The sequence below is a fragment of the Bradyrhizobium cytisi genome (assembly GCF_008123515.1).
In the GTDB taxonomy this organism is placed as follows: Bacteria; Pseudomonadota; Alphaproteobacteria; order Rhizobiales; family Xanthobacteraceae; genus Bradyrhizobium; species Bradyrhizobium cytisi.
Map to the genome: position 1 here is coordinate 216,461 of NZ_VSSR01000029.1, position 13,254 is coordinate 229,714.

9 protein-coding genes and 1 tRNA gene are annotated in these 13,254 nt (G+C 62.8%); 7 read left to right on the top strand and 3 right to left on the bottom strand.

Features of this window, described 5'->3' with window-relative positions; all coding sequences use genetic code 11:
- Window positions 1-861: 861 nt before the first annotated feature.
- Entirely contained in the window at window positions 862-1,266 is a 405-nt protein-coding gene (locus FXB38_RS19355) for a hypothetical protein (RefSeq protein ID WP_148752561.1), read from the bottom strand.
- Window positions 1,267-1,476: 210 nt separating this feature from the next.
- On the opposite strand from FXB38_RS19355, the gene FXB38_RS19360 reads away from it, so the two are divergent.
- The gene (locus FXB38_RS19360; RefSeq protein ID WP_148752562.1) at window positions 1,477-2,802 is read left to right on the top strand and encodes a hypothetical protein; all 1,326 of its coding nucleotides are present in this window, start codon (window positions 1,477-1,479) and stop codon (window positions 2,800-2,802) included.
- A gap of 293 nt (window positions 2,803-3,095) precedes the next feature.
- On the opposite strand, the gene FXB38_RS19365 is transcribed toward FXB38_RS19360, so the two are convergent.
- Window positions 3,096-3,170 (bottom strand) — tRNA-Gln (locus FXB38_RS19365).
- A 229-nt stretch (window positions 3,171-3,399) separates the two neighbouring features.
- Between FXB38_RS19365 and FXB38_RS19370 the strand changes: the two genes are divergently transcribed.
- Complete coding sequence (locus FXB38_RS19370; RefSeq protein ID WP_148752563.1) at window positions 3,400-5,178, top strand: acyl-CoA dehydrogenase family protein; 1,779 nt, start codon at window positions 3,400-3,402, stop codon at window positions 5,176-5,178.
- A gap of 160 nt (window positions 5,179-5,338) precedes the next feature.
- On the opposite strand, the gene FXB38_RS19375 is transcribed toward FXB38_RS19370, so the two are convergent.
- Window positions 5,339-6,568 carry an MFS transporter gene (locus FXB38_RS19375; protein ID WP_148752564.1) on the bottom strand — a complete coding sequence of 410 codons (1,230 nt, stop codon included), beginning with the start codon at window positions 6,566-6,568 and terminating at the stop codon, window positions 5,339-5,341.
- Window positions 6,569-6,867: 299 nt separating this feature from the next.
- Between FXB38_RS19375 and FXB38_RS19380 the strand changes: the two genes are divergently transcribed.
- The 5 genes from FXB38_RS19380 (at window position 6,868) to dxs (ending at window position 13,246) form a co-directional block, all read left to right on the top strand.
- A complete protein-coding gene (locus FXB38_RS19380) occupies window positions 6,868-7,626 on the top strand; it encodes an enoyl-CoA hydratase-related protein (RefSeq protein ID WP_148752565.1) in 759 nt (252 codons plus the stop codon).
- A gap of 49 nt (window positions 7,627-7,675) precedes the next feature.
- On the top strand, window positions 7,676-9,334 hold the full coding sequence (locus FXB38_RS19385; protein ID WP_148752566.1) for a bifunctional metallophosphatase/5'-nucleotidase: 1,659 nt from the start codon (window positions 7,676-7,678) through the stop codon (window positions 9,332-9,334).
- 134 nt (window positions 9,335-9,468) lie between these two features.
- Complete coding sequence (locus FXB38_RS19390; protein WP_148752567.1) at window positions 9,469-10,398, top strand: histone deacetylase family protein; 930 nt, start codon at window positions 9,469-9,471, stop codon at window positions 10,396-10,398.
- A 74-nt stretch (window positions 10,399-10,472) separates the two neighbouring features.
- The gene (locus FXB38_RS19395; protein ID WP_148752568.1) at window positions 10,473-10,724 is read left to right on the top strand and encodes an exodeoxyribonuclease VII small subunit; all 252 of its coding nucleotides are present in this window, start codon (window positions 10,473-10,475) and stop codon (window positions 10,722-10,724) included.
- A 593-nt stretch (window positions 10,725-11,317) separates the two neighbouring features.
- The gene (dxs, locus tag FXB38_RS19400; RefSeq protein ID WP_187434992.1) at window positions 11,318-13,246 is read left to right on the top strand and encodes a 1-deoxy-D-xylulose-5-phosphate synthase; all 1,929 of its coding nucleotides are present in this window, start codon (window positions 11,318-11,320) and stop codon (window positions 13,244-13,246) included.
- The last annotated feature ends 8 nt before the right edge of the window (window positions 13,247-13,254 follow it).

Consider the following 13,254-nt stretch of genomic DNA (forward strand, 5'->3'; position numbering starts at 1 on the left):
CCGATCGGCGGGCGGCGGACAAAGCCAAGGCTTCGGCGAAACTGCTCCAAGAGGCAGAAGAGCAATTGAAGTCTAACTACGCCGGATACCTGCGCACCGCCGCAGCGAAGCTACTTGAAACCGCCCAGCTCATGAGAAGGCCGCGATCGAGGATTTAGCACGGACCATAGCCCGGCCGCCCGTTGGAGGCACAAGCTTTCTCTCAAACACGCTATTCGACCTCGAACGGACCCGCCTCACCATTGATCGCTACCCGGGCAAGGTACTCTCATTTGATCAATGGAAAGCGAGCGTAAGCTCTCCGATAATTGGGCAGTCGCCCTACACTCAACGCCTTTACTACGATCTACCACCTGCTTCTGCGATCTGGCTGCTGGCCCTGTTTTAAGCGCCTGTCCGAGGCGTCGATGCACCAATCGGTCTATCGCCGCTGCCTGTTGTACAATCGCGAGTGACTATCACCCCTGCAACATACGGCCTCGCGCCCCGCTCGAAAGAGGTGCCGAAGTATGTCGCCGATGATATTCAACTTAAATGGAAGAATGCCGACTGTGTCGGGCGCCTCTGGAATCCCCGGCCGTTGGCTCCAGCCGGAGCTTCCAATCACATTGTAGAGAGTGGCCTCTTCGGCCCGGTGTCAAAAACAACGTTTGAAAAACCGTTTTAGTTCGGCTCTCTCAAACGGTTTCTCTCGCTAAGTCTTGATTTGTTTGGTGGGCGCACCAGGGCTCGAACCTGGGACCCGCTGATTAAGAGTTCAGGACAATCGCATCCTTCGGCGGCTTGGAGCTGCTGCTCTGCCTCGTCTTTTCTATGAACTATGCCTGGATCTGGCACCCCCCTTTGAAAGCGTCCGTAGGATTAGGAAGCGTTCGCCCGCGCCCGTTCTCGACCTTCACGACGCCGCTCGCGACGTTCGCGTCGTCGCCTAGCGCGCTCCGGCGGCTGTCGAAGTGGTGGTATGGGCGCATCCCTGTTCTCGGCTGGCACTGTCTCTGTTGGTGGCACGACGGCGGTGCGGGCTTCCATGAACTCTAGCACTGTCCGTCCCTTGACGGTGATCTTCCAGCCGCCGTTTTCGCGCTCGACGAGATGTTGCGAAAAGATGTCGAGGGCCGGTACACGCGCAGCCAGCCGCTTTGTGCGATCGGCCCAGTCCCGGCCGCTGGTCGCCAGGATCGCCATGTCGCGCTTGAGATCGGCCATCGCAGCAAATCCGTCTGGATAGCTCACCAGGATCTTCAGCACCGTGACCTGGAAATTCACCCCCGCCTCCGGTCATGGCCACATGGCTGGCGCCTGCGAGAGAGCGTACTGCGGAGAATTGACTGTCGAAGCCTTTCTCAAACGAGTCGGTAAGGAGTATCCTCGACCACGTGTGAAAGAAGGGAGGCGTCAGCTGTGGTTGAGAGACGATCTGGACCGAGCCATCGCGCCGGACATGGTGCCGGGCGACCTCGCCGAGGATTTGTGACGTTGGAGCGGCCGCTTCCACGCTTTGTGGAGGTGCGTCGGCTTACCCGCGGTTCGGTCGCATTCTATTTCCGGATTCCCACCTATTACCGCAAGCTCGGCTGCGAGATGGCGAATGAGCCACTTGGGACGAGCTACGAAGTCGCATGCGGCGAAGAGGGAAAAGGCGGACGTGCTGCCACACTCAATGCCCTCTTCGATGAATGGAACAACCACCGCAGAGGGGAGGCCGGTGAGCAGGGAAAGATCGCGCGCTATGGCACGATCGATTGGCTATTCCGGCAATACAAAACGGAGAAGGCGTATACCGAGAAGGTCTCACCTCGGTCCCGCCCCGATTACGAACGGATCATGCAAATGATCTGCGACACCATCGATAAGAACGGACGGCGGATTGGCGAACGGCCGATCATTGAAGTTACGCCACGAGCCGCCGATAAGATCTACGACAAAATCATCAACGGGCCGAACGGCATCAGGCTGCGGCAGGGAGAAAAGGTAGTCGGGCTCTGCCGAAAGGTGTGGCGGATCATGCGTCGTCTGCACCCTGAGTTGTTCGACAAGAAGCATCCGAACCCCTGGGATGATTTCACCCTCAAGAACCGCACCAAGACCAAGAAGCATGCGGTCACGCGCGAAGAGGTCTATAAATTTGCGTGGGGCTGCATCAAAGAAGGCCGGCCTGAACCCGCGGCTGTCGCGGTGATCTGCTTTGAATGGCTGCAACGGCCAGAAAACGTGGTGGCCGGGTTTTTGTCGTGGCCCGACTATCGCAGCAAAAACTGGCCACACGCTGTGCGCATCGAGCACCACAAGAACAAGGCGTTGGTTTGGCATCCGCTAGAAGAGACTCTCGACGGAGAGACCGTCAAGTTTTACGCCGAAGCTGAGGACGTTTTGAGCCATCTGCCCAAGCTCGGCGTCCCGATGATCATGCGTCGGATCCAAAAGGGTGAACGCAAGGGCGATGCCAAAGTATGGTCCTATCCGGGCATGGAAAAAGTAGTGCAGCAGATGCGCAAAAAGATCGACGGCGTCTCAAAGCTGTTCACGCTTGATTCCTGTCGACACGGCGGCATGACCGAGCTTGAGGAAGCCGAGCTGACGGACGGCCAGGGTCGTGCGCTCTCGGGCCACAAGACCGCACAGGCCTATCGTGGCTATGCCAAGGAAACGATGATGCGAGCGTTGGCTGCGACGCGTAAGCGGCATGCACATCTCTTGGCGCAGAAGGAGCTCGATCAGCAGAATGCTGATGGAGCAGCATCACCTCGAGACGAAATGCAGACCTCCCCAATTTCGAAGGCTAGCGTCCGATCTCAAAGGTAGACTGCGCGTTTCGTTGAACGCTGCAAAAGGCGGCGGGCTTCTGCAACTGTCGATCCCGCGCGAGCCGTCATCGGCAGCGGTCGGAAGCTTGCAACCAGCAGACAGCGTTCATCGGCTCAATTCGTATTTTGATAAGTTGAGCGACGTTCAACGCGCGACGACTTTCATCTGCCTTGGACCAAAAACGAAACCAGCACAGAATTTCCAAATGGGAGGCAAACGGAATTTCCAAACGCGCTGGAGATTCCGGTTGCGGCAAGGCCGTTTTAATAACAAAATCAGCGTGTTAGCTCTGGCTGGGGCGGGAGGGATCGAACCTCCGAATGGCGGAATCAAAATCCGCTGCCTTACCGCTTGGCTACGCCCCATCAGGCGACGAAGGGAACGGCGGAAGAACCGACTACCGCAGATTCCCTCTGGTCGCAGCCGGTCTATAGGGAGCGGCGCGGCATTTCAACCGCCTGGAGGGGCAAAATACCACGGGCCGCCCACGCTCTATTATAAGCTCGATCCCTGCCCCGCCCCGGCCCTCCCGCCCATTGAGACGACAGGCGTTTCATGGGAATACGGCGCCAAACCTGTCCTCGGGAGTGAGCCATGACCTACCGCGCGCCGATCTCTGACATGCTGCTGTCGCTCAACCATGGCGCCGGCCTGAAGGCCGCCATCGAGGCCGGCCATTACGGCGATTTCGACACCGATATCGTCGCCGCGGTGCTGGAAGAGGCCGGCAAGTTCGCAACCGATGTGCTGGCGCCGCTCAACCGCGTCGGCGACGAGCACGGCATCAAGCTTAGCGACGGCAAGGTCACCACCGCGCCGGGCTGGCCGGATGCCTACAAGCGCTGGACCGCCGGCGGCTGGAACGCAGTGTCCGGACCGGAAGGTTTCGGCGGTCAGGGCCTGCCGACCGCGATCAACGCCGCCTGCACCGAGATCTGGAGCGCGTCGAACGTTGCCTTCGGCCTCTGCCCGCTGCTCACGGCCTCCGCGATCGAGGCGCTCGATGCGCATGGCAGCGACGAGCTCAAGACGATCTATCTCGAGAAGCTCGTCACCGGCGAATGGACCGGCACGATGCAGCTCACCGAGGCGCAGGCCGGCTCCGACGTCGGCGCGCTGCGCACCCGCGCCGAGAAGCAGGCCGATGGCACCTATCGCATCAAGGGGACGAAGATCTTCATCACCTATGGCGAGCACGACATGACCGACAACATCGTGCATTTCGTGCTGGCGCGCCTGCCGGACGCACCCGCCGGCACCAAGGGGATTTCGCTCTTTCTTGTTCCCAAGTTCATGGTCAATGCCGACGGCTCGCTCGGCGCGCGCAACGACATTTTTGCCAGCGGCGTCGAGCACAAGCTCGGCATGCATGCCTCGCCGACCTGCACCATGACCATGGGCGATCATGGCGGGGCGATTGGTTTCCTGATCGGCGAAGAGAACCAGGGCATGCGCTGCATGTTCACGATGATGAATCAGGCCCGTCTCGGCGTCGGCCTGGAGGGTGTCGGCGTCGCCGATCGCGCCTATCAGCAGGCACTGGCCTATGCGCAGGAGCGCAAGCAGGGCCGCGCTGTCGGCAAGAAGGGCGACGGGTCGGATTCGATCTTCGTGCACCCCGATGTCAAGCGCATGCTGATGCGGATGCGGGCGCAGACGGCGGCCGCGCGCACCATCTGCTATGCCACAGCAGTCGCGATCGACGTCTCGACGCGTGCCAGGGATCCGAAGGTACGCGCCGATGCGGCCGCTCGCGCCGCGCTGCTGACACCGATGGCAAAAGGCTATTCCACCGATATCGGCAACGAGGTCGCCTATCTTGGCGTGCAGGTGCATGGCGGCATGGGCTTCATCGAGGAGACCGGCGCCGCGCAGCATTATCGCGATGCCCGCATCACCGCGATCTATGAAGGCACCAACGGCATCCAAGCGATCGACCTCGTCACGCGCAAGCTTGCGGCGAACGGCGGGGCATCGGTGTGGGCGCTGCTCGACGATCTCGCGGCCACCGTCAAGCAGGTCGAAGCCTCGAACGATCCCGCTTTCGGCACCACGGGCGTGAAGTTGCGCGAGGCGCTGGAGGCGCTGACGCGAACGAGCAAGTGGCTGCTGGAGCGCGTCACATCCGCGCCGAACGAGGCGCTCGCCGGCGCGACGCCGTATCTGCAGCAGTTTGGCTCGACGCTCGGCGGCTGCATGCTGGCCTCCGAAGCGCTCGCCGCCAAGGCCGGCGGCAATACCGAGGCCGCGCGCTACGTCTCGCTCGCGCGCTTCTTCGCCGAGAACATCACCGTGCAGGCGCCCGCGCTCGAGCGCACCGTGACGGAAAGCGCGGGGTCGGTCGCGGCGGCGGATGCGGTGCTGCTGGGGTAAAGAAGCCTCCCTCCTCCTTGCTGTCATTCCCCGCGAAAGCGGGGAATCCAGTACGCCGCTGCTTCTCGATCAACGACGGACGTCTCGGAGTACTGGGTCGCCCGATCAAGTCAGACGATGACACCGAATGTGTAGGACGCGCGTGCCACGCTTATCCGTCCTACGAAGCTGCGACCTCGGCTCTTTTTCCCGGCCGCCACAGCACGATGCCGGCCGCGACGACATCGAGCACAACGCACATCGCGAACGCCATGGTGTAGTCACCACTCGCGCTGCGCACGAGGCCGACGATGCCCGGGCCGAAGGCGCTGACGACGCCGCTGATCGACGTCCCCAACCCCATCGCGGCCGCGAAAGCCGTGCTGCCGATCTCGCGCTGGATGATCAAGGGGGGGAACGTGATCATGTTGCCGATCGAGAAGCCATAGACGGCGCAGCACATGAGCAGCACGGTCGGGCTCTGGCTTTGCAGGAGAACGAGCAGCGCCGCCGCCTGGCTCGTCATCGACGCCGCGCAGGCAAGCCGCGGATCGAGCCGGTCGACGAACAGGCCGAGCGACAGCCGGCCGACCACCGCCATCGCCGCCATGATGGTGACCGCGAGGCCTGCACTGGCGCGGCCGATCAGCGGCTCGAGAAACGTCACCTGGTGGATGATGAATCCCATCTGCGCCAACAGCGCGATCGCGATCGGCAGCACCATGGTCCAGAATGACGCGTTGGCGAGCAGCTCCTTCCGCGAATGACGCGCGGCCTTGCCCCCAGAGACACCTGCTCCATTCGGCGACGCGTCGACCGGCCAACCGGTGAAGACGATGACCACCGGCAGCACCAGCACCACCATCACGATGGTGGCCGCCAGCATGGCTGAACGGAAACCGATACTGCTGCTCAGCGCCAGCAAAACCGGAACGAGGATGATGCCGCCGAAGGTGGCGCCGTTGAAGGCGAGGCTGAGCGCGAGCCCGCGGCGCCGCGCGAACCAAGCGTTCAGCACCGTCGCGATCACCACCGATCCCATGCCGGTCCAGCCGACCGACATCAGCGCATAGGCAAGATAGAGCTGCCAGGGCGCCTGCATCAGTCCCAGCAGCGCCGTCGATGCGCCAAGCGCCGTCAGCCCGCACAGGATCAGCGCCCGCAACCCGATGCGGGCGAGCAGATCATCGGTGAAGATGACGAGGACGGAGGTCAGCAGGAACGAGAAGGTGCTGGCCGCGGACACCAGCGTACCGGGCCAGCCATGGGCGCGCTGGAGCTCGGCGAGATAGACACCCTGGCCGTAAAGACCAAAGCCGAACATGAAGAAGGCCATCAGGAAGCAAGCCAGCACCACGCGCCAGCCGCGGTAGTGAAGCGAGGATTCGTCAACGCCCGTTGCGGCAATCATCGATCAAGTATCGACCTCATGGAACGAGACGGCTGATCGTGACGCACAACCACCGGTTTTTCAATCGAAACATTGTAGCCAATTGTTGCAATGCGCAAAACTCCGCAGCACATGTGATCCAGCTTTTCGCGCCACGGTTCCCGGACGAGCGCCATCATCGGACGGGTGTCATGCGACCGCTCGCGGGTATCACCACCGAAATGGTTGAGCCGCAGGATTGGCACGCCTGCCCGATCATGTAGGCTGCGCCTCGCAAGAGTCGCCGATGGCAGGCGCCGCGGCGGCCGCAGGGAGTCCTCATGCCGAACGGCAATATCGTCGTCACCGAAGAGCGTGGAACGCGCGTGATCACCCTGCGCCGCCCGGGCAAGAAGAACGCGATCACCCAGGACATGTATCGCGAAATGAGCCGCGCGATCGACACCGCGCAGAACAACCCCGACATCCGCTGCATGATCATCACGGGCGGCTCCGGCGTGTTCACGGCCGGCGACGACATCGACGATTTCATCAAGGCCGACGCGTCGCGGCCCGAGACGCTGTCGGACGGCGCCAAATTCCTGTATTCGCTGGCCCTCAACGTCAAGCCGATCATCGCAGCAGTGGACGGCGCCTCGATCGGCATGGGCACCGTGATGCTGTTTCACTGCGACTACGTGCTCGCCTCCAACGCCGCGACCTTCTCGGCGCCTTACATCAATCTCGGGCTCGTGCCGGTCGGCGCCGCCAGCCTGCTGATGCCGAGCACCATGGGTTACCAGCGCGCCTTCGGCATGCTGGTGATGGGACGCAGCTTCACCGCCGCGGAGGCCCATGCCGCCGGCTTCGTCAACACCGTGGTGTCGCCGGGACATACCGAGGTCGAGGCCCGCAAGGTGGCGCGCGAGATCTGCCGGCTGCCGGCGGAGGCGGTCGCAATCTCGCGCAAATTGCTGCGCCCAGCCCCGGAAGAGCTCACCCGCCGCATCGACCAGGAAGCCCATTTATTCGGCGAACGGTTGAAATCGGACGAGGCCACCGCCGCGTTCAATGCGTTTGCGAACAGGAAGAAGAGGTAGGCAAGAGAACTTTCGTGAAATCTTCGCGCGGAATGACTAATCTTGTTCCATGCGACATCTTCTCCGCCTGACCAGCTTCGCCCTCGCGCTCGCCGCCCAGCCCGCCGCGGCCCAGACCGCGGCGTCCGTCGAGCTGCGCATTCTCGCGATCAACGATTTCCACGGCAATCTCCGTCCGCCGCCGGGCGGTATCCGCATCAATGATCCCGAGGATAGAGCCAAGAAGGTGATGGTCGCCGCTGGCGGCGCTGAGTACATGGCGACGCTGGTCAAGCAATTGCGCGAGGGGCACAAGAACACCATCTTCATCGCCGCCGGCGACCTGATCGGGGCGAGCCCGTTCCTGTCGGCGATGTTTCACGACGAGCCGTCGGTCGAGTCGCTCTCGATGATGGGGCTTGCGATCACCTCGGTCGGCAATCACGAATTCGACGAAGGCAAGACCGAGTTGCTCAGGATGCAGAACGGCGGCTGCCATCCGGAGGACGGATGCCAGGGACCGCATCCCTTCACCGGCGCAAAATTTCATTATCTTGCGGCCTCCACCATCGAGACTGCGACCGGCAAGAGCGTGTTGCCGCCTTACGAGATCAGGGAGTTCGAGGGCGTCCCGGTCGCCTTCATCGGGCTGACCTTGAAGGACACCGCCGGCATCGTCTCTCCGTCAGGCATTGCCGGGCTCGAATTCCGCGACGAGGCCGAGACCGTGAACGCGCTGGTGCCGCAATTGAAGGCGCGGGGCGTCGAGGCGATCGTGGTGCTGATCCACCAGGGCGGCGAGCCAAGCGGCGATTACAACGAATGCCCGGCGATTGCGGGGCCGATCGTCGACATCGTCAAGAAGTTCGACCGCGCCGTCGACGTCGTGGTCAGCGGCCACACCCATCGTGCCTATGTTTGCCAAATCGACGGCCGGCTGGTGACGAGCGGCGACAAATACGGCACGCTCGTCACCGCGATCGACCTCAAGCTCGATCCCGCAACACGCGACATCGTCGGCGCCAGGGCCGAGAACGTCATCGTCGCCAACGCTTCGCTCGCCAAGGATCCCGAGCAGACCGCTCTGATCGACGCCTATGACAACCTCTCGGCGCCGATTGCCAACCGGCCGGCCGGATCGGTGACGCAGACGCTGTCGCGCGTGCCGAACGAGGCTGGCGAAAGCGCACTCGGCGACGTCATCGCCGATGCGCAGCTTGCCGCAACCAGGGACGCCAAGGATGGCAGCGCTGTCATCGCGTTCACCAATCCCGGCGGCATCCGCACCGACATCATCCCGAAAGAGAACGGCGCTGTGTCCTACGGCGAGCTGTTCGCGAGCCAGCCGTTCCGCAACCGCCTTGTCACCATGACGCTGTCAGGCAGCCAGCTCAAGGACATGCTGGAGCAGCAATGGCTCGATCCGAAGCGGCCTCGGATTCTCCAGGTGTCGATCGGGTTCAGCTACAGCTGGGACGCATCAAAGCCGCTCGGCGAGCGCGTGATAGCCGACAAGATGACGCTCAATGGCAAGCCGATCGAGCCGGGTACCGGCTACCGTGTGACCGTCAACGATTACCTCGCCGTCGGTGGCGATGGTTTTACGGTCGCGAGACAGGGCGCTTCGCCGCAATATGGCGGCTATGACGCCGATGCGCTGTTTGCCTTCTTTAAAGCACATGGTCCGATCGGCCCGCTGCCGCCGACCCGCATCCTGCGGGTGAATTGATCCGGATCAAACCTGGGCGGAACGGGACGCCCTTTGCCATTCGCGATGGAACGCATAGATTGGGTTTTGCATTGCGTTTTGTCGTTGGATGCGCCAAGCGACGTCGAGAGTTCGTTCCCAGTGAGGCCGACCTGATGAGCACGCTTCTCCTTTCCCACAAGGCCTGCCTCGACCACGTCACGCCGCCGGGACACCCTGAAAGACCCGACCGCCTGCGCGCGGTGGAGGAGGCGCTGTCGGTTGAGCGCTTCCAGTTCCTGGCCCGCGACCTGGCGCCGGAGGGCGATCTCGACCTCGTCACGCTGTGCCACAACGAAGATTACGTCACCGAGCTGCGTCACATCGCGCCGGCCAGCGGCCAGGTCTATATCGACGGCGATACCTCGATGTCCCCCGGCACGTGGGAAGCGGTGATGCGCGGCGTCGGCGGCGCCGTGGCTGCGACCCAAGCGGTGATGAACGGCGAGCACCGCAACGCCTTCGTCGCGGTGCGCCCGCCCGGCCATCACGCCGAGATCGGCAAGCCGATGGGCTTCTGCTTCTTCGACAATGCCGCGATCGCCGCGCGCCATGCGCAGCGCAAATATGGCATCAAGCGCGCGGCCATCGTCGATTTCGACGTGCATCACGGCAACGGCACCCAGGACATCTTCTGGTCGGACCCGACCGTGATGTACTGCTCGACGCATCAAATGCCGCTGTTTCCGGGCACCGGCGCCAAGGGCGAACGCGGCGATCACGACACCATCGTCAACGCACCGCTCGCTTCGGAAGACGGCGGGCCCGAATTCCGCAGTGCGTTCGAGAATTTGATCCTGCCGCAACTCGAAAAATTCAGCCCCGAATTGCTCATCATCTCCGCGGGCTTCGACGCGCATTACCGCGATCCGCTGGCCTCGCTGAATTTGCGTGCTGAGGACTACAGCTGGGTCACGCGCAAGCTGATGGACCTTGCCGACAAGTCCGCTGGCGGGCGCGTTGTTTCTGTGCTCGAAGGCGGCTACGACCTGCAAGGACTGAAAGAATCTGTTACGGCGCATGTCGGCGCCCTGATGGGCGCCTAGACAGACCCGCCACATTAAGCCCGCAAAACTCTGCTGTTTTATACGAGAAGCGAATCGGGCAATCGGAAACGGATATGGCCGAAAATACCCAAGTCGACGTCTCCCGGCTCACCTTCGAGCGCGCGATCGAGGAACTCGAAACGATCGTGAAGCGGCTTGAGGACGGCAAGGTGCCGCTCGAGGAATCCGTCACGATCTACGAGCGCGGCGAAGCCCTGAAGCGCCGCTGCGAGGAGCTGTTGCGCCAGGCGGAGGCGCGCGTCGACAAGATCACCATCGATGCCAGCGGCCAAGCCAACGGCACTGCACCGCTCGACGTGCAGTAAGCGCCGCCGCACAAAAGCCGCCCGTTTTGGGCAATGGCCGCCTGCAATTTTTCATGATCGCACGCTGCTCTTCCCTTCAAGGGCCAAATGGCTGGGCCCATGAAGATTGGGGAACTGCCCCGCGAGGGAACCTCCGGCCTCTCGAATCCATCCGAAAAAGCCTCGCGCTTGCCCAAAATCCTGCCAAGGAACTGGGCAAGGCTGGAACCGTCCGCCGGCGCCAGGATTAACCACCCTGGCCCACGGGTTGCACGGGCATGCCCGTAATCGGTCGGGCCGGGTTGGCTTTGGCCCAAGCTTTGGTGTAAAGCTGCGCAGAGTGTGGCTTTTTGTTAGCTTTGACGTGGGGACCGATTTCCGACGACAAGCGCTTCAAATCGCTAATGAAATTGGCTGGGACGGACGAAGCCGATCTACGTGACAAGGATCACAGAGACTGAACCGGAGCGCACTTAAGCTCACCTAAGCTTGAAGACGGGGCTTTTGCCCCATGCAGGTGGCTCCGACGGTTTAAGGACTCGCGCTGCGCCGACATTGTGCAAACCCATCGCGCACCGGAACGATCTTCCGGCGCTGACAAATTGGAAATCGCCGTGAACGCATATAGTAAAACGCCGCTTCTCGACACCATCCGGACGCCGGACGACCTTCGCAAGCTCAAGGTGGAACAGGTTCGCCAGGTTGCCGACGAGCTGCGTCAGGAGACCATCGACGCCGTCTCGGTGACCGGCGGTCACTTCGGCGCGGGCCTCGGCGTGGTCGAGCTCACCACCGCGATCCACTACGTCTTCGACACGCCGCGCGATCGGCTGATCTGGGACGTCGGCCATCAGGCCTATCCGCACAAGATCCTCACCGGACGCCGCGACCGCATCCGCACGCTGCGCACCGGCGGCGGCCTCTCCGGCTTCACCAAGCGCAGCGAGAGCGATTACGATCCGTTCGGCGCCGCGCATTCCTCGACCTCGATTTCCGCCGGCCTCGGCATGGCCGTCGCACGCGACCTCGCCGGCGGCAAGAACAACGTCATCGCAGTGATCGGTGACGGCGCGATGTCGGCGGGCATGGCCTACGAGGCCATGAACAACGCAGGCGCCATGAACTCGCGCCTGATCGTCATCCTCAACGACAACGACATGTCGATTGCGCCGCCGGTCGGCGCCATGAGCGCCTATCTGTCGCGGCTCTACTCCGGCAAGACCTATCGCACGCTGCGCGAGGCGGCCAAGCAGATCAACAAGCGCCTGCCGAAGATCCTCGCCAACCGTGCCAACCGCGTCGAGGAATATTCCCGTGGCTTCATGATGGATGGCGGCACGCTTTTCGAGGAGCTCGGCTTCTATTACGTCGGCCCGATCGACGGTCATAACCTCGATCACCTGCTGCCCGTACTGAAGAACGTGCGCGACATGGAGACCGGCCCGATCCTGGTCCACGTCGTGACGCAAAAGGGCAAGGGCTACGGCCCGGCGGAAGCTTCCGCCGACAAGTACCACGCCGTCGTCAAGTTCGACGTCGCGACTGGCACCCAGGCGAAAGCCAAGCCGAACGCGCCGGCCTACCAGAACGTGTTCGGCCAGAGCCTGGTCAAGGAAGCCGAGAAGGACGACAAGATCGTCGCCATCACCGCGGCGATGCCGTCCGGCACCGGCGTCGACATCTTCAACAAGGCTTTCCCCGACCGCACCTTCGACGTCGGCATCGCCGAGCAGCACGCGGTGACGTTTGCCGCCGGTCTTGCGACGGAAGGCTACAAGCCGTTCTGCGCGATCTACTCGACCTTCCTGCAGCGCGGCTACGATCAGATCGTCCATGACGTCGCAATCCAGAACCTGCCCGTCCGCTTCGCCATCGACCGTGCGGGCCTCGTCGGCGCCGACGGCGCGACGCATGCCGGCTCGTTCGACAATGCCTATCTCGGCTGTCTGCCGAACATGGTGATCATGGCGGCGGCAGATGAAGCCGAGCTGGTGCACATGGTCGCCACTCAGGTTGCGATCAACGACCGCCCGAGCGCGCTGCGCTATCCGCGCGGTGAAGGCCGCGGCATCGAGATGCCCGAAATTGGCGTTCCCCTCGAGATCGGCAAGGGCCGCATGATCCGCCAGGGCAGCAAGATCGCTCTGCTCTCCTTCGGCACGCGTCTGGCCGAGTGCGAGAAGGCAGCCGACGAGCTCGCCGCGCATGGCCTCTCGACCTCGATCGCGGATGCGCGCTTCATGAAGCCGCTCGACACCGAGCTGGTGCTCAAGCTCGCCCGTGACCACGACGTCCTGATCACGGTCGAGGAAGGCTCGGTCGGCGGCTTCGGCTCGCATGTCGCGCAGTTCCTGACCGACCAGGGCGTGCTCGACACCGGGATGGTCAAGTTCCGCACGATGGTCCTGCCCGACGTGTTCCTGGACCACGACACGCCGAACGCGATGTACGCCCGCGCCGGTCTCGACGCCAAGGGCATCGTCGCCAAGGTGTTCGAGGCGCTCGGCAAGGACGTCAAGACCGAGACGGTCAAGCTCGCCTGAGGGCGAGC

Coding starts and splice junctions, on each gene's coding strand:
- FXB38_RS19375 (WP_148752564.1), bottom strand. CDS start 6,568: ATGATTGCCGCAACGGGCGTTGACGAATCCTCGCTTCACTACCGCGGC.
- FXB38_RS19390 (WP_148752567.1), top strand. CDS start 9,469: ATGAGCACGCTTCTCCTTTCCCACAAGGCCTGCCTCGACCACGTCACG.
- FXB38_RS19370 (WP_148752563.1), top strand. CDS start 3,400: ATGACCTACCGCGCGCCGATCTCTGACATGCTGCTGTCGCTCAACCAT.
- FXB38_RS19380 (WP_148752565.1), top strand. CDS start 6,868: ATGCCGAACGGCAATATCGTCGTCACCGAAGAGCGTGGAACGCGCGTG.
- FXB38_RS19395 (WP_148752568.1), top strand. CDS start 10,473: ATGGCCGAAAATACCCAAGTCGACGTCTCCCGGCTCACCTTCGAGCGC.
- FXB38_RS19385 (WP_148752566.1), top strand. CDS start 7,676: ATGCGACATCTTCTCCGCCTGACCAGCTTCGCCCTCGCGCTCGCCGCC.